A 17,024-nucleotide genomic window follows, 5' to 3' on the forward strand; every position below is an offset into this window, starting at 1 on the left:
AATCGACCCATATTCGTCCGCACCGCTGAATCGGTGCTGAACCCGGCCCGTCGCATCGCGTCATGCAAGGCGATGACATTGGCCGCGCTGCGCACTAGACGAAAGCCATGAGTGATTCCAGCCATCCCCCGCTCGCCCCGAAGCATTTGGGCCGATCCAGCGACCTTCCCGCCTCTCCGCAAGCGGCGATCCTCGATTATGTGGCCAATCCGCGCGCGAACGAGCTTTATCTCGTGCGCTTCGCGGCGCCCGAATTCACCTCGCTCTGCCCGGTGACCGGTCAGCCCGATTTCGCGCATCTCGTCATCGATTATGCGCCCGGCGAAACGATCGTCGAATCGAAGAGCCTCAAGCTTTTCCTCGGGTCTTTCCGCAACCATGCGGGCTTCCACGAGGATTGCACCGTCGGCATCGGCCGCCGCCTGTACGACGAGATGCAACCCAAATGGCTGCGCATCGGCGGTTACTGGTATCCGCGCGGCGGCATCCCGATCGACGTCTTCTGGCAATCGGGCGCGCCGCCCGAAGCGCTGTGGCTGCCCGATCAAGGCGTCGCGCCCTATCGCGGGCGCGGTTGAGCGTTAATTACAACGAAATTCGTCGGATTTCATCTTTCCGTCACGAATAGTTGACACTAGTGTCAACGTTATGACCGCAGCCTCCCTTCCGCACGACCATGCGATCGCCGTCGGTGCCGACCAGATCGATTTCATGGGGCATGTGAACAACGCCCATTATCTGAGCTGGGTGCAGGAAGCGGTGCTGTCTCATTGGCGCCATATCGCGCCGCCCGATGCGGTCGCGGCGCACCTGTGGGTCGCACTGAAACACGAGATTACCTATCGCCGCCCGGCGTTCCTCGACGATCAGGTCATTGCGACGGTGATCCTCGAAAAGGTGCAGGGCGCGCGCGCCTTTTACGAAACGATCATCAAGCGCGGCGAGGACGTGCTGGCCGAAGTGAAATCGAGCTGGTGCTGCATCGATGCCGAAACGCTCCGCCCCGCGCGGCTGGCAAGTGAGGTTGTCGCACGCTTCTTTCCCGGCGAGAAGGTCTAAAACCTTCGCCTTCCCATGACAAAAGGCCCCGCCTTGCGACGGGGCCTTCGGGTCGTTCGATTCGCACCGTTACGGGCTGACGGGCGCGTCGTCGTCGTTATCGGCGATCAGCCATATACCGCCGGCAATAACGAGAACCGCCAGCAAGGCAGGCAGCCAGCTCGAACCGCTGAGCTCGTTCGTGCCGTCGGCGGCGGTTGTCGCACGCGCGCTATCCAGCGCGGGAGCGGCAGACGCAGCCATCGGCGACAGGATCATCGATGCCGCGGCGATCGAAACCGCGGCCTTTTTCATAATATGCATTATAAACTCCGTCGATAGCCTTGGGCGCGGACACGCTTAGCGACTATCGATCGAGGTGCGGCCCGGGTTCCGTCCGCTTCATCACTTCATCGCGAAAAAGCGGCCGGTGAACCGTTAGGCCATCGTTCACGCCGCCTCAAATCGCAGCGGCAGGCGCTTCAATCCGCCGACGAAGACCGATTCGACGCGGGCAGGCTCGCCCGCAAGTTCGACGCGCTTCAGCCGCGGCAGCAATTCTTCCATCAGGATGCGCATTTCCATGCGCGCGAGATGCTGGCCGAGGCAGACATGCGCGCCGAAGCCGAAGGCGATCTGCTGGTTCTTTGCGCGGTCGGGATCGAAGGTGAACGGATCGGCGAACACGCCTTCGTCGCGGTTGGCCGAAACATAATTCAGCATCAGCCAGTCGCCTTCGCGGACCGTCTGCCCGCCGATCTCGACGTCTTGCCGGGCGCTGCGCATGAAATGCTGGACGGGCGTCGTCCAGCGGATCGCTTCATCGATCAACCCGCCCTTGTCGCTGTCGACGGCGCGGAAGCGTTCGAACAGCGCCGGGTTCTTCGCCAGTTCCATGATCGCACCGGCGGTCGAGGCGCTCGTCGTGTCATGACCCGCGGTCGCGATGATCATATAATAGCCGGCGAGCTCGCGGTCGGGGATCTGTTCGCCGCCGACCATGGCATTGGCGATCACCGTCGCGATATCCTCGCGCGGGTTGGCGCGGCGGTCGGCGGTGAGCGCGCCGAAATAATTTTCGAAATCGGCGATGACATAGTTCAGCATCGCGATCGCCTGCTCGGCGCTGGTAATCGCCTCGCGGCTCCGGTTGAGCTCGGGGTCGGTCGGGCCGAACAATTGCTGCGTCAGCATCAGCATGCGCGGCTCATCCTCGGGCGGGACGCCCAGGATATCCATGATGACGCGCAGCGGATAATGCGCCGCGACGTCGCGCGCAAAGTCGGTCTCACCGCCCGACTCCAGCATCTGATCGACCGTTTCGCGGGCGTGTCGCCGGATGCGGTCTTCGACCATCTTCAGATTCTTGGGCATGAACCAGCTCTGGGTCAGCAGCCGGTATTTCATATGATCGGGGGCATCCATCTGGACGAGCGAGCGGATCAGGTGCCCGTCATTGTTCGGCGTCGCGGCGCGCGCCAGCGCCTCACCATCGCGGTTGGTCAGCACGGTCGGGCGGACGCCGTTCGCGAATCGCTGTGGATCACGGCTGATTGCCATGATGTCGGCATGCCGCGTGACCAGCCAGAAGGGCTCATGGTCATGGTTCTCGGCGACCGCAAGCGGCGCGTTGGCACGCGCCCAGGCAAGTTGCTCGTGCAGCGGATCCCACGCCCCATAGGCGACGGGATCGATGACGGCGGCGGCTACCTCTCCAGGCAATATAGGTTTTGTCATGCAACGAAACTGCCGCAACGCGGGACGCTTGTCGAGCCACTACCGGGGAAGGCAGCCTCTCCGATCAGATTTTGGCTGCGCGTTCGCGCGGGCCGGGCATGACGAGCTCGGCGACAGCGGCGAGGCCGTGCCCCACCGCCCGTGCATTGCTCATTTGAACAGACTGCCGAGAATTCCCCGCATCAGCTGGCCGCCGAATTTGCCCGCGACCTGCCGGCCAAGATTGGTCGCCGCCGAACGCGCCGCCGATTGGACCATTTTCTCCGCAAAGCTCGGTTTTGCGGCTTCGCGCGCCGCGACCTTTTCCTGCTGGAGGCGGACCTTTTCTTCAGCGACCTTGCGCTTCGCCTCTTCCTTCGCGGCAATCGCGGCCTGCTTGTCGGCCTCGACCTGCGCCTTCGCCTCGACCGCGGCCGCATGCGCCTGTTCGGCCTTGGCGGCGAGCAGTTCCTCGGCGCTTTCGCGATCGACGACGGTGTCGTACTTGCCCTCGACCGGCGAGATCGACTTGATGATCGCGCGCTCTTTCGCGTCGAGCGGACCCGCGCGCGAACAGGGCGGCTTGATCAACGTGCGTTCGACCGGCGACGGCGCGCCGTCGGCCATGAGCAGCGAGACGAGCGCCTCGCCGACCTTCAATTCGGTGATCTCGCGCGCGACGTCGATTTTCGGGTTGGGACGGAAGGTATCGGCGGCAGCCTTCACCGCCTTCTGGTCGCGCGGGGTGAACGCGCGGAGCGCATGCTGGACGCGGTTGCCGAGCTGACCCGCGACATCCTCGGGTATGTCGATCGGGTTCTGCGTCACGAAATAGACGCCGACGCCCTTCGAGCGGATCAGGCGCACGACCTGCTCGATCTTTTCGGCGAGCGCGGGCGGCGCGTCGTCGAACAGCAGATGCGCCTCGTCGAAGAAAAAGACGAGCTTCGGCTTGTCGGGATCGCCAACCTCGGGAAGCGTCTCGAACATCTCGCTCAAAAGCCAGAGCAGGAAGGTCGCATAAAGCTTCGGGCTCGCCATCAGCTTGTCGGCGGCAAGGATATTCACATAGCCGCGGCCGTTTTCGTCGGTGCGGATCATGTCCTGGATATCGAGCGCCGGCTCGCCGAAGAAATGATCGCCGCCCTGGCTTTCGAGCGTCAGCAGCTGGCGCTGGATCGTGCCCACCGTCGCCTTCGACACATTGCCATATTTGGTCGTCAGTTCGTCGGCATTTTCGGCGCACCAGGCGAGCATCGCCTGCAGATCGCCCATGTCGAGGAGCAGCAGATTCTGTTCGTCGGCGACGCGGAACGCAATCGCGAGCACGCCTTCCTGCACTTCGTTGAGTCCCATCAGCCGCGCGAGCAGCAGCGGCCCCATTTCCGAAATCGTCGTGCGGACCGGATGCCCCTGCTCGCCGAACAGGTCCCAGAAGATCACCGGATTATCGCGATAGGCCCATTCGCTGTCGCCGATTTCAGCGGCCCGCGCGGCAAAAATCTCGTGCGTCTTGGCGGTCGGGCTGCCCGCCATCGCCATGCCGGCAAGGTCGCCTTTCACGTCGGCGACGAAGACCGGGACCCCGACCGCGGAAAAGCCCTCGGCAAGTCCCTGCAAGGTCACCGTCTTACCGGTCCCGGTCGCACCGGCGATCAGCCCGTGGCGGTTCGCGCGCTTGAGCACCAGCGACTGGCGCGGACCATCGGGAGCCCCGCCGCCGCCAAGGCCGATATAGATTTCGCTTGCCGTGCTCGCGTCGCTCACTCGCTATCCTCCATTTGAAAGCCTTGTCGAAGGTCTAGAGTCTGTCCTGGAGAGATTGAGACGTCGTGATTGCCCTGGGAAGTCCGCCGGCCAGGAGCGGCGTGCAGCAGGGGCCGGCGGCCCCTGCCAGCGACGCGACGAAGTCCGGCGGACTTCCCAGGGCAACCGCTTCGCGGCGGGCCGATTTTGGCCCAGGGCCGCGTCGCTCGTCGGTCACTATGCTTCGGCATGGCTCCCTCCTCGCTCCTTGCCCTGAGCCAAAATCAACTCCGTCACGATGTCTCAATCTCTCCAGGACAGACTCTAGAACGGCGGCGCAGGTCAGGCAATCGGCAACCGGCGCGATTCGGCGACGCGGGCGGAAGGGCGGAAAACTGCGTAACTTCACACTGAAGCGCATCTTTCTGCAGGACGATCAAAGGCGTCTGCATCCTTAAAGCCACAAAAGCCCCGCATGCGCGGATCGGAATTGTGGCTTTTGTGGCCTTAAGGCCGGAGCGGATCGCCGATCGTTTCATCCGGCAGGATAGATCATGCCGGTATTTTTTAGGAAAGCGGTATTTGGGGGAGCGGACAGCGGGTTTCGGCCGGGAGTTGCCGTTCCGTCCATCGTCACCCCGGACTTGATCCGGGGTCCCGCTTGGCCTCGAAAACCGTCGGCGCCCTCCAAAAAAAGCGGGATCCCGGGTCAAGCCCGGGATGACGAAGCTGTAGAAAGCGACGCCCGCTCCCCACCCCAATGCCGACATTCCCGTCCCGCCCTCACCCCATGACGAAGGCGTTGAGCTTGTTGCCGTCGGGATCGCGGAAATAGCCCGCTTAGAAGCCTTCGCCGCGCGGTCCCGGCTGGCCTTCGCACGTGCCGCCGTTCGCCAGCGCGATATCGTAGAGGCGGTGGACCTGGTCCTGGTCCCTTGCCTGCAGCGCGACCATCACACCGTTGCCGACGCTCGCCGGATTGCCGTCGAACGGCCTGGTCAGGCCGATGCCGGCGCCGCCGTCGGGCTTTCCCCATGCGATGAAGCCGTCGAATTCCATCATCCGCGGCGTGTCCAGTTCGGCGGCGATGGCGTCGTAAAAGGCCGCCGCCTTGGCGAGGTCGCGCGTTCCCAATGTCACATAACCGATCATCATCTCTTCTCCCGACTCGATGTTATCGGAACATAATAAGAACATGAACCGCGCGCGCAAACAAAAAGGGCGCCGGACCCGAAGGTCGCGGCACCCCTTCCGGATGGCTGGCCGTCCCACAAGCGGGCAGGCGGGCGCGTTACGGCTTCACGCGTACCGCGATGAAGGCCGAGGGCCCGCCACGGCGCAGGATTTCGAGCAGGACGGCGTCGCGCCCGGCCTTTTTGGCGTCGGAAACGATCTTCGCCAGCGCGTCGCTTGTCGTCACCGGCGTGCGGTTGGCGCTGACGATCACGTCGCCGCGGCGCAGGCCCTTGCGGCCCGCATCGCTGTTCGCCGACGCGGCACCGATCACCAGACCCTTGCTGTTCGCATCGACGCCGATCGAGCGCGCGATGTCGGCGGTGAGCGGCTGCACTGCGAGGCCAAGCGTTTCCTGGATCGTCGTGTCGGCTGCCCCCGACGGATCGTCGGGCAGCGTCTGTTCTTCCTCGGGGTCGAAATTCGTCCCCGCCAGCTGTTCCTCGGGCGGGCGCGTGCCGACGATGGCGTTCAGCGTCATCGTCTTGCCGTCGCGCACGATTTCGAGCGGGATGCGCGTGCCCGGTTTGGTATTGGCGACGATGTACGACAAGGTCTGCTGCGGCGTGACGTCCTTGCCGTTGACCTTGGTCACGACGTCGCCACGCTTCAGCCCGGCCTTGGCCGCCGCGCCGTCGTCCTCGACGCGCTGGACGAATTCGCCGCGATCCTTGGGCAGGCCGAGCGCCGCCGCGAGATCCTCGTCGACCGGCGCGATGCCGATGCCGAGATAGCCGCGTTCGATCTTCGCACCCGAGCGCAGCGAATCGATCACCGGGATCGCCGCATCGGCGGGAATCGCGAAATTGACGCCGATGTTCGCGCCGACGGGCGAGATCAGCATATTGTTGATGCCGACGACATTGCCTTGGAGGTCGAACAGCGGACCGCCCGAGTTGCCGCGGTTGATGGCGGTGTCGGTCTGGATATAGCGGTCATAGGCGCCGCCGCTGCCGAGGTTGCGCTGCACGGCGGAGATGATCCCCGCGGTCACCGTCGAGCCGAGACCGAGCGGATTGCCGATCGCGACCACCCAGTCGCCGACGCGCGCGGTGCTGCTGTCGGCGAATTTGACGAAGGGCAGCCCCGTCGCATCGATCTTGAGCAATGCCAGGTCGGACGCGACGTCGCGGCCGACGATCGTCGCCTTATATTCCTTCTGGTTGGTCAGCGTCACCGTCACCTGATTGACCGCCTCGCCGCGCGGACCGCCCGAGATGACGTGGTTGTTGGTGACGATATAACCGTCGGTCGAGATCAGGAAGCCCGAGCCGCCGCCCTGCTGTTCCTGCGTGATCGGTTCGCGCGTCCCGGCGAAGGGATTGAGCCGCACGCCCAGCGTGACCTCCTGCTTGGTCGAGATGTTGACCACCGCGGGCTGGAGCTGCTCGACGAGGTCGGCGAAGCTTTCGGGGGCGCCCGATCGGGGCACGACCTTGGCGATCTCGCTCTTCTCATTCTGCGCGACCTGCGCGCCGACGGGGGATTGGGTTACCAGCGCCAGCGCCGTGCCACCCACCAGCAAGGCCGAAGTGATGCCATAAACATAACGCACGATCGCAAATCCTTTTCTCTTACGAAAACCGTTGAAGGTCCTAATCCCGGCGCGATGCTGTCTGCTCGCCGCTGGCTGAACGCCGTTTGAACATGAACGTTGTTGTACCGTCCGTTCATCGGGCGCGCCGCCCGGTCAACCTCCCTGGAAACGCTTCAGATATTCATTATCGGGCGACAGGATGATCGACGTCCCGCCCTTGTTGTTCTCACCCAAGAAGGTCTGGCGATAGCTCTGCATCGCGCGGTAGAAATCGTAGAATTCGGGATCCTTGCCAAAGCTTTCGGCATAGATGCGCGCCGCTTCGCCGTCGGCGCTGCCACGGATGATCTGCGCTTCCTTCTGCCCTTCGGCGCGGATCGAGATCGCCTCCTGCTGACGCGCCGTCCGCATGCGGTTGTACGCCGCTTCGAGCGTCGCGCCTTCGGGCAGGTCGGCGCGCTTGATCCGCACGTCGATAATCTCGGCGCCGTATTTCTTTGCCTCGCGATTGAGCGCGACCTGGATATTGTCCATCACCGCCCCGCGTTCGGCCGACAGCAGCGTTGCAAAGGTCCGCTTGCCAAGTTCGTTGCGCAGCGACGAGCCGAGGATCGTCGCAAGCTGCGCCTGAAGCTTATCCTCGGTCCGGATCGCGGTGTACATGCGCACCGGATTGGTGATGCGGAAGCGCGCAAAGGCGTCGACCTGCAGCCGCTGCTGGTCGGTCGACAATACCTGCTGGCGCTCCATGTTCACGCCAAGGATGCGCTTGTCGATATATTGGATGCCATCGGTGAAGGGCACGCGCAGGACAAGACCGGCGCCCGAGCGACCAAAGTCCTCGTTCGGCTTGTAGCGGTTCACCGTGCGCTCGATCTCGCCGAAGCGCAGGATCAGCGCCTGCTTGTCTTCGGGCACGATCGCGAGCGACTGCGACAGGATGACGAGCAGGACGAGGACGCCGACGAGCAGGCGAAGCGGGTTGCGGAAGAGGGCCTCGAACATCACTGACCTCCCTTCGTCGCCGCTTCGGGCGCGGGGGTCGCGGCGTCACTCACGCGCCGCTGGACCTGGTTCAGCGGCAGATAGGGGGTAACACCCCGCGGTTCGACGATCGTCTTGTCGACGTTCGACAACACATTCTCCATCGTTTCATAATAAAGCCGCTGACGCGTCACCGCGGGCGCGAGCTTATATTGTTCATAAATCTTGTCGAACGCCGCGGTGTCGCCGCGTGCGCGTTCGAGCACCTGTTGCTGATAGGCGCGCGCGAGGTTGATTGCCGATTCGCGTTCTTGCCGCGATGCGGTGACTTCCTTGAACGCTTCGTCGACCTGGCTCGGCGGGTCGGCCTGACGGATCGCGATACCCTGGATCGTGACGCCGGCGCGATACTGGTTCAAAAGCTCCTGCATGCGCGCCTGTACCTGCGTCTCGATCTCGACGCGGCCGGGACCGATCGCCTGAACGAGGTCGAAATTGGCGACCGTCGCGCGCATCGCGCTTTCGGCGACCTCGCGGATCGTGCCTTCGGGATCGGCGAGCTGGAAGAAGAACAGCTCGGGATCGCGCACCGACCAGCGGACCTCATAGGCAAGGTCGACGATGCTCTGGTCGCGCGTCAGCACGAAATTCTCGTCGGTGGCATTGGGCGAGCCGACCGCCATGGTGCGGATCGCGCGGACGTCCTCGAGCCGGATGCGCTCGATCGGCGCCGGCCACGTGAATTTCACGCCCGGGCCGACGGTACGCGAATAGCTGCCGAGCCGGGTGACGACGCCTTCCTTTTCGGGCGGGACGATATGGAAGGAGGAAAAGAGCACCCACAATATAACGACCGCACCGACGCCCCATTTCCAGAGCCGCGCCGATTCAGGCAGGTTCATTCCCCCGCCGCTGCCGCCCGAACCACCGCCGCCGAAGCCGCGTCCCTTGCGCAGCAGTTCGTCGAGCGCCGACGGGCCGCGCGGCTTGCGCGCGCGCGGTTCGGCGGGATCGGGGGTGACCCAGGGATTGCGCGGGCCGGGCTTCTTGCCGCCTTCCGAACCATCGTCGTTGCCGCCCTTGGGGCCGCTGCCCCACGGACTGTTCGCCATCTGGCTGATCTGATGGAAAAATTGCCGCAATCCCCTCGGGCTGCGGCGTCCCATGCTACCGTCAATCTTCTCGTTCATATTGCTTTTATAGGGGCGGCGGGCGCGATTAACAGGGGGGCAAGCGAAAATGGCTGGCAATCGCGCGCTCCATGCCTATCTGCGCGGGACATGACCGACACCGCTCCCCTCGCCAGCATCGCCGCCGACCTTAGCGGCGGCCGCACCTCGGGCCTCCGCTTCCTCGACGAGGAGGGCACGCTCGCGATCATACTCGACGTCACCGGGCTGGCGGCGGAAGAGCGGACGCCGCTCGAGGAAAAATTGCGCGCCGGCCTGCTGGCGCGGCCGGGCGTGTCGCAGGTCCGCGTCGCGATGACCGCCGAGAAAAAGGCGCTGACGATCATCGCGGTGGGCAGCGGCAAGGGCGGCGTCGGTAAATCGACCCTCGCCGCCAACCTCGCCGTCGCGCTTCACCGGCTCGGCGTGAAGGCCGGGCTGGTCGACGCCGATATCTATGGCCCGTCGCAACCGCGATTGATGGACAGCGAGGGCGTGAAGCCCGAATCGCGCGGATCGAAGCTGGTTCCCGTCCCCAATGCCTATGGCGTACCGATGCTGTCGACCGGGCAAATCGCGGCGCCGGGTCAGGCGATCGCATGGCGCGGCCCGATGGCGGGCAAGGCCCTGGAGCAGCTCGTCGATGCAAGCTGGGGTGACATCGACACGCTGGTCGTCGACCTGCCCCCCGGCACCGGCGACGTCCAGCTGACGATGATCCAGAAGCACAAGCCCGCAGGTGCCGTCATCGTATCGACGCCGCAGGATCTGGCGCTGATGGACGCGACGCGCGCGATCAGCCTGTTCGAACAGGCCGACGTGCCGATCATCGGGCTGGTCGAGAATATGGCGGGCTACGCCTGCCCGCATTGCGGCGAGGTCAGCGACCCGTTCGGCAGCGGCGGCGCCGAGGCCGCGGCAAAAGTGATGAACATCGATTTCCTCGGCCGCGTGCCGCTGTCGATGGGTATCCGCCTCGCGAGCGACGGCGGGGTGCCGCCCGCGGCGGGAACCGACCCCACGGGCGAACCGTTCCACGCGATAGCGGCGAAGGTCGCCGAATGGCTGGGTGCCCGCAAGCAGGGGAAATAGCATGGCGATCAACGACGAAGCCGAAATCCGCGAATTGCTGGGCGAACCGCGGCGGATCGCGGTGGTCGGCGCCTCGCCTAACCCCGCGCGCGCTTCGAACGAGGTGCTCGCTTTCCTGATGCGCCAGGGTCACGACGTGATCGCGGTCAACCCCGGCCACGCGGGCAAGACGATCCACGGCGCGCCCGTCGTCGCGACGCTCGCCGATGTCGAGCCCCCCGCCTGGCTGGTCGACATTTTCCGCAACAGCGCCGACGCCGGCAGCGCGGTCGACGAAGCGATCGTCCATGGCGCCAAGGCGGTGTGGATGCAGATGGGGGTGATCGACGAAGCCGCCGCGGCGCGCGCCGAAGCGGCGGGCTTGGCGGTGGTCATGGATCGCTGCCCGAAGGTCGAGATTCCCCGCCTCGGCCTGCTGCGCTAACGCTGCGGGGCCGCCCCCATAGCGATCATCGCGGGAACCCTCTGCCCGATTGCGCGCTAGACAGGCGATCGATGGGAGAGATTTCATGCCATATCGCTTTCGTTTTCTGACCGTGCTGCCCCTGCTTGCGCTCGCCGCCTGCGGCGACAAGGCGCCCGACCCGCGCGGGGTCGGTCATGACGAGACTTTGCTGTCGGTCTCGGCGAGCGGCCGCTCCGAAACGCGCCCGGACGAGGCACGCTTCACCGCGGGCGTCAGCACCATCGCGGCATCGTCGGAAGAGGCAACGCGGCGCAACAATGAAACGATGGGCAAGGTCAGCGAGGCGCTCAAAGCCTTCGGCGTTGCCGAAAAGGATCTCCAGACGCGGCAGCTGACGGTGAACCGCATCGACTGGGGGGCGAACAAGGGCAAATATGAGGCAGTCAACCAGGTCGAGGTGCGGATGCGCGCCGTCGACAAGGCCGGCGAAGCCATCGCCGCGACCACCCGCGCCGGCGCCAATGTCCTGTCGGGGCCGACGCTGCGCGTATCCGATCAGGAAGCGGCGACGAAATCAGCCTATGCCGCCGCCTATCGCGCCGCCAAGGCGCGCGCCGAAGCCTATGCCGGGGCGGCGGGGCTGAAGATCGACCGCGTGCTGACGATCCGCGACGGCGGCGGCGCCGCGCCGCCGATGCCCTATTATGAAATGGATGCCGCCAACCGCGTCGCCCCGCAGGCGGTTGCCGCGGCGCCGCCCTTCAACCCGGGCGTCAGCGAATCGCAGGTATCGGTGCAGGTCGATTTCGCGCTGTCGGAGAAATGAAATAGCGTCGCCCTTCGAACGCGGGGGCGACGCTGCGCGGGAGCCGCGATCTATTCCGAAACCCTTTGCCCTCCCGACTCGCGCCGACTATCAGCGGCAGGGATGGCGGGCATTCGCGACACGGTGGGGAAAAACAAAGCGGTTTTGCCGCCCGTCAGCCGCCGTTCGCTGCTCGTCGGCGCGACCGCCGCGGGCGGGTTGGCGATCGCGTGGGGCCTGTGGCCGCGCGCTTATCAGCCGAACCTGACCGCTGCACCCGACGAGCATATCTTCAACGCCTTCCTGAAGATCGGTGACGACGGGCATATCAGCGCCATCATCCCGCAGTGCGAGATGGGCCAGGGCGTCACCACCTTGCTGCCGCAAATCATGGCCGACGAGCTGGGCGCCGACTGGCGGACGATCGCGGTCGAAACCGCACCGATCAGCCCGCTCTACACCAACACGCTGCTGGTCGACGAGGATAGCGCAGTCTTCACCCCGCGCGCCGGCGTCCCCGATTTCGTCCATGACGTGCGCGGCTGGGTCCGCCGCGAATGGGCGGTGCGCCACGCGGTGATGCTGACCGCGAACAGTTCGTCGGTGCGGATGTTCGAGGCGCCGTGCCGCGACGCGGCGGCGCAGGCGCGCGCGCTGTTGATGATGGCGGCGGCGCGCCGCTGGGACGCCGACTGGGAAGCGTGCGATACGCAGGACGGTTTCGTCACCTTCGGCAACAAGAAGCTGCGCTTCGGCGAGGTCGCGGCGGCGGCGGCGCGGCTCGAACCGCCCGCCGAACCGGTCTATCGCGCGTCGAGCGCCGACCCGCTTTACGGCAAGGAGCTGACGCGGCTCGACCTGCCGGCGAAGGTCGACGGCTCGGCCAATTATGCCGGCGACATCCGCCTGCCCGACATGGTCTTCGCCGCAGTCCGCCAGGGGCCCGTCGGCCGGGCGCGGCTGAAGAGCATCGACCGCAAGGCGGGCATGGCATCGCCCGGCCTGCTCCATATCGTCGAGCATGAGCGCTGGATCGCCACCGTCGCGCGCAACTGGTGGGCGGCGAACCGCGCGCTCGACCGCTTTGCCCCCGTCTTTGAAACGACCGGGACGCCGGTTTCGAGCGACCGGATCGAAAAGGCGCTGAAAGCCGCGCTCAAGGCGGACGGCTGGCGCATCCAGAGCGAGGGCGACGTCGCCGGGGCAATGGAAGGGCGCACCAAAATCTCCGCCGAATATGCCGCTGCCCCCGCGCTGCATGCCGGCGTCGAAACGCGCACCGCGACCGCCGCGCCCGACGGCGCGAAATTGCGCGTCTGGGTTGCGACGCAGGCGCCCGCGCAGTGCCGCGATGCGATCGCTCGCGCGACGGGTCTGGCACCCGCGGCCGTCACCCTGTTCCCGATGATGGCAGGCGGCTCGTTCGACGCCTGCCTTGATCACAGTGTCGCGGTGCAGGCGGCGATCATCGCGCTGCAAATCAAACGCCCGGTCCAGCTCGCCTGGTCGCGCGCCGAGGAAATCATGCGCGTGCCGCCGCGCGCACCGGCGCACGCGAGGATGACCGCGACGCTCAATGCCGCGGGCGGGATCGACGCGCTGGTCGCCCGCATCGCGGTTCCTTCGACCAACCATGAAGTCCGCGCGCGGCTGTTCGACAACAGTCCGGCGGACGTGGCGCAGCGCGACGCGGCGGGGAAGCCCGATGCGGTCGCGGTCGAGGGCGCGGCGGGCCGCTATGCGATCCGTCATCTGGCGGTCGATCATTGCCCGGCCGACATCGGCCTGCCCACCGCGCGGTGGCGCGGTAACGCCGACAGCTACACCGCTTTCTTCACCGAATCCTTCGTCGACGAAATGGCGGCGCGCGCGGGAATCGATGCGCTATCCTATCGCATGGGGATGCTCGGTGATGCCCCGCTGCTCGCGCGCTGCCTGCTCACCGCGACCAGTCTCGGCGGCTGGGAGGGCGGCCTGTCGGGCACCGCGCAGGGGCTGGCCTGCCACAGCATGCGCGGCAGCCATATCGCGCTGATGGCGACCGCACGGCAAAGCGACAAGGGGCTGCAAGTCGAACAGCTGGTGGCGGTCGTCGACGCCGGCCGCCTCGTCAATCCGGCGATCGCGCGCCAGCAGGTCGAGGGCGGGTTGATCTTCGGCCTCGCCGCGGCGGTCGGCGCGACGACCGATTATGAAGGCGGCATCGCGACCGCGCGTAAATTCGGCCAGCTCGGGCTGCCGCGGCTGTCGCAATGTCCGCAGATATTGATCGAATTCGTCGACAGCGATCGCGACCCCGGCGGGCTCGGCGAGATCGGCGTGCCCGTCGTCGCTCCAGCCATAGCCAATGCGATGTTCGCCGCGACCGGCCGTCGCATCCGGCGCCTGCCGCTGACGGCGCAGCCGCTATGACAAATGCCGGCGCACCCGGCATGAGCGCCGCCGACCGGATCGGCGTATTGCTGGTCAATCTCGGCACCCCCGATGCGCCCGATGCGCCGTCGGTGCGCCGCTATCTCGCCGAATTCCTGTCCGACCGCCGCGTTGTCGAGATTCCGCAATGGCTGTGGCAGCCGATCCTGCGCGGCGCCATCCTGACCACCCGGCCGAAGAAATCGGCCCATGCCTATGCGCAGGTGTGGACCGAGGCGGGATCGCCGCTCGCCGCGATCACCCGCGCGCAGGCCGAAAAATTGCAAGCCGCGCTCGGCGACGCCGTGCTCGTTTCGCACGCGATGCGCTATGGCAAGCCGGCGATCGGCGCGCGCATCGACGCGCTGTTCGCCGCCGGGTGCCGCCGCATCCTGATCGCACCGCTCTATCCGCAATATTGCGCCGCGACGACCGCCACCGTCGCCGACGCGGCAAACGCGCATCTCGCCACGCTGCGCTGGCAACCGGCGCTGCGGTTCGTGCCGCCCTATTCGCACGACGACGCCTATATCGCCGCATTGACGGCATCGGTCGAGACCGGGCTGGGGGCGCTCGATTTTACCCCCGACGTGCTGCTCGCGAGTTTCCACGGGATGCCCGAACGCACCCGCACGCTGGGCGATCCCTATCACGACCAGTGCCGCGATACCGCGCGGCGGTTGTCGGACGCGCTGGGGCGGCCGATCGAGGTCGCGTTCCAGTCGCGCTTCGGCCGCGCCAAATGGCTCGAACCCGCGACCGACGCGACGCTCGCGCGGCTGGGCGGCGAAGGGTGCGGCGTCGCGATCTTTGCGCCGGGTTTCGCCGCCGACTGCCTCGAAACGCTCGAGGAACTGGCGATCCGCGGCCGCGAGCAGTTCGAGGCTGCAGGCGGGCGGCATTTCGCCTATCTCCCCTGCCTGAACGACGCCGTGCCCGGCATGGCGATGCTCGAAGCGCTGATCCGGCGCGAACTCGCGGGATGGCTTTAAAAGCCAATCGCTTACCTCCTGTTTAGGTCCTGGCGTTAGGTTCGTCCGATGCGGTGCCGATACGGCGCGCGCTTCATTCGGAGGTCGCCCATGAACGAGGTCGAATCGGCAGCGCTGAAGCTGATCGGGGTGACGCTCGCCTTTCTCCTGATCGTCTATTTCCTCTGGCGGAAGCGCCGGGCCGAGCCGGTTCCGGCAGCACCGGAGTCCGGCGACACGCCGCGCGCGTTCAAACTGCCCAAATTATCGCGCCAGGACCGGACGGCCGAGGCCGAACCAGTCGAAGTCTCGCCGTCGCGGCTGGCGCGGATCAGCGGCAAGGCGCCGTTCGACCGGATGAGCGAGGGCGGACCCGACCATGCGGCCCCGCCGCCGGACCCCGAAACGCAGCACATGGCCGAAGCGATGCTCGCGTCGATGGTCGCCCAGGTCGAACATGAAGCCGATATGGTCGAACGGCGCGGCGCCGAAACGGTCTCGCTCCGCCTCGTCCCGCAAATCCCGCCACGCGACATCGGCGTCGCGGCGAGCTGGCTCGGCGGCAGCCCGCGCCTTGATCCGCGCATGGCTTGGCCCGCGATACGCGAGACCCCCGCCGACTTTCTCGCGCAGATCGATTGCGCCGCGCTGCCCGCCGACCTGTGGGACGGCCTTGGTCCGCGCAGCGGCGCGCTCGCCTTCTTCATTCATCCGCGCGACGGCGACATGCTCGTCGTCCATATCGCCCAGCCCGGCGATCCCGTGGGGCCGCCACGACCGCTGGACGATCCCGACAGCTTCTTCGCGCCGCACGGCGGGCTGCGCTTCGGCGACCTGCTGCCCTTTACCCGCCGCGCCTTTCCTTTATGGCCGGTCGACCTTGTTGCGGTCCGTCCCGGCGATCCCGATCCGCGCGACGCCGAAGCAGGCGACGACGGACCGGACCATCGCCTGTATCGCGCGGGTTATGACGTCGCCGACAAGGCTTGGCATCCCTTCGACTGGGACAGCATGACCGCGATGGCCGAGATTCTCGACATGCGCATCACCCGCTTCTGGCGCGAGCCCGGCGACGGGCCGTCACCGATCGAGGTCCAGCTGGCGAATGTCGAACGCCGCCTCGCTACCTCCGACGATGCCGAAGGCGAACCCGCCGCCCGGGCGCTGCTTGAAAACCAGCATGCCGCGCTGACCGAACTCGTCGCCGCATCGCGCGCCGCCGCCGAAACGAACCGCGTGGCACTGTCCAACGCGCAGGAAATCATCGCGATCGTCCGCGAAAGCGCGGGCCGCGATGAATTCTCGCCCGCCGCCGCCGCCGCGGTCATGGGCGCACTGCAGACGATCCGCTGGATGAAGGTGAACCGCAAGCCTGATCCGGGCGGCCGCCCCGGCGCCGAGCGAATCGAGACACTCACCCTCTCGCTCACCGAACATCACCCCGATGCACCGCTGTGGGTCCATGATTATCATGCGGTCTGGTTCGACCATGCAAAGCACGCCTATGCCGCCGGATCGGACGCGCTGCCGGCCGAAGCGCTCGCGGTGCTCGAACCCTATTGCCGCGAACTCGCAAACCGCGAGATGGCAGGGATCGGCCATGTCCCTTTCGCCTATGTCCACCAGTTCGACGCCGGCAGCGATGCGACGATGATCGAACTGCCGTCGAGCGGGCTGATGAGCTGGATGTTCGGCGACGCCGACCATCTGGTGCTGACGATGCGCAAGGCCGATCTGGCCGCGGGCCGGCTCGACCGGCCGGTCGCCCAGATCAGCAATTAACGCGACCCGTTCCCCACCCGCCGAGAGTCAGTCCTGGAGAGACTCTAGCCCCCTGAAAAAGCTTTGCGATTGACGTGCCGGTAAACTTGCGGCGCCCCGCGGTGCGTCCTAAGTCTGGGCGGCACAAAACTCT

At 66.2% G+C, this 17,024-nt stretch carries 15 protein-coding genes; 8 read left to right on the forward strand and 7 right to left on the reverse strand.

The window, feature by feature from the left end; genetic code table 11:
- Window positions 1-107: 107 nt before the first annotated feature.
- Entirely contained in the window at window positions 108-578 is a 471-nt protein-coding gene (queF, locus tag FHR22_RS18290; RefSeq protein ID WP_166945130.1) for a preQ(1) synthase, read from the forward strand.
- A gap of 70 nt (window positions 579-648) precedes the next feature.
- Window positions 649-1,059, forward strand: coding sequence for an acyl-CoA thioesterase (locus FHR22_RS18295; protein WP_166945131.1), 411 nt, complete (start codon window positions 649-651; stop codon window positions 1,057-1,059).
- 69 nt (window positions 1,060-1,128) lie between these two features.
- Here the strand turns inward: FHR22_RS18295 and FHR22_RS18300 are convergent, their stop codons facing one another.
- The 7 genes from FHR22_RS18300 to hflK all read right to left on the reverse strand — a co-directional run bounded on the left by FHR22_RS18300 (window position 1,129) and on the right by hflK (window position 9,444).
- Window positions 1,129-1,362, reverse strand: coding sequence for a hypothetical protein (locus FHR22_RS18300; RefSeq protein ID WP_166945132.1), 234 nt, complete (start codon window positions 1,360-1,362; stop codon window positions 1,129-1,131).
- A gap of 126 nt (window positions 1,363-1,488) precedes the next feature.
- On the reverse strand, window positions 1,489-2,775 hold the full coding sequence (locus FHR22_RS18305) for a cytochrome P450 (RefSeq protein ID WP_166945133.1): 1,287 nt from the start codon (window positions 2,773-2,775) through the stop codon (window positions 1,489-1,491).
- 150 nt (window positions 2,776-2,925) lie between these two features.
- On the reverse strand, window positions 2,926-4,521 hold the full coding sequence (locus FHR22_RS18310; protein WP_425057468.1) for a helicase HerA-like domain-containing protein: 1,596 nt from the start codon (window positions 4,519-4,521) through the stop codon (window positions 2,926-2,928).
- A gap of 819 nt (window positions 4,522-5,340) precedes the next feature.
- On the reverse strand, window positions 5,341-5,652 hold the full coding sequence (locus tag FHR22_RS18315) for a VOC family protein (RefSeq protein WP_166945324.1): 312 nt from the start codon (window positions 5,650-5,652) through the stop codon (window positions 5,341-5,343).
- A gap of 139 nt (window positions 5,653-5,791) precedes the next feature.
- Complete coding sequence (locus FHR22_RS18320; protein ID WP_166945134.1) at window positions 5,792-7,288, reverse strand: Do family serine endopeptidase; 1,497 nt, start codon at window positions 7,286-7,288, stop codon at window positions 5,792-5,794.
- Between the two features lie 135 nt (window positions 7,289-7,423).
- Complete coding sequence (gene hflC, locus FHR22_RS18325; RefSeq protein WP_166945135.1) at window positions 7,424-8,275, reverse strand: protease modulator HflC; 852 nt, start codon at window positions 8,273-8,275, stop codon at window positions 7,424-7,426.
- Complete coding sequence (gene hflK, locus FHR22_RS18330; RefSeq protein WP_166945136.1) at window positions 8,275-9,444, reverse strand: protease modulator HflK; 1,170 nt, start codon at window positions 9,442-9,444, stop codon at window positions 8,275-8,277. Before hflK ends, hflC begins: the two co-directional genes overlap by 1 nt.
- A 90-nt stretch (window positions 9,445-9,534) precedes the next feature.
- Here hflK and FHR22_RS18335 point away from each other — a divergent pair, with 90 nt between their 5' ends.
- The 6 genes from FHR22_RS18335 to FHR22_RS18360 all read left to right on the forward strand — a co-directional run bounded on the left by FHR22_RS18335 (window position 9,535) and on the right by FHR22_RS18360 (window position 16,891).
- Window positions 9,535-10,515, forward strand: coding sequence for an Mrp/NBP35 family ATP-binding protein (locus FHR22_RS18335; RefSeq protein ID WP_166945137.1), 981 nt, complete (start codon window positions 9,535-9,537; stop codon window positions 10,513-10,515).
- A 1-nt stretch (window position 10,516) separates the two neighbouring features.
- On the forward strand, window positions 10,517-10,939 hold the full coding sequence (locus FHR22_RS18340) for a CoA-binding protein (protein ID WP_166945138.1): 423 nt from the start codon (window positions 10,517-10,519) through the stop codon (window positions 10,937-10,939).
- An 85-nt stretch (window positions 10,940-11,024) separates the two neighbouring features.
- On the forward strand, window positions 11,025-11,747 hold the full coding sequence (locus tag FHR22_RS18345; RefSeq protein ID WP_166945139.1) for an SIMPL domain-containing protein: 723 nt from the start codon (window positions 11,025-11,027) through the stop codon (window positions 11,745-11,747).
- 102 nt (window positions 11,748-11,849) lie between these two features.
- Window positions 11,850-14,138 (forward strand): xanthine dehydrogenase family protein molybdopterin-binding subunit, encoded by a 2,289-nt coding sequence (locus tag FHR22_RS18350; RefSeq protein WP_166945140.1) that lies wholly within the window; start codon window positions 11,850-11,852, stop codon window positions 14,136-14,138.
- Entirely contained in the window at window positions 14,135-15,130 is a 996-nt protein-coding gene (gene hemH / locus FHR22_RS18355) for a ferrochelatase (protein WP_166945141.1), read from the forward strand. The genes FHR22_RS18350 and hemH overlap by 4 nt, the downstream gene beginning before the upstream one ends.
- 90 nt (window positions 15,131-15,220) lie before the next feature.
- The gene (locus FHR22_RS18360) at window positions 15,221-16,891 is read left to right on the forward strand and encodes a DUF1963 domain-containing protein (protein WP_166945142.1); all 1,671 of its coding nucleotides are present in this window, start codon (window positions 15,221-15,223) and stop codon (window positions 16,889-16,891) included.
- The last annotated feature ends 133 nt before the right edge of the window (window positions 16,892-17,024 follow it).

Source organism: Sphingopyxis panaciterrae, assembly GCF_011762125.1.
GTDB classification, from domain to species: domain Bacteria; phylum Pseudomonadota; class Alphaproteobacteria; order Sphingomonadales; family Sphingomonadaceae; genus Sphingopyxis; species Sphingopyxis panaciterrae.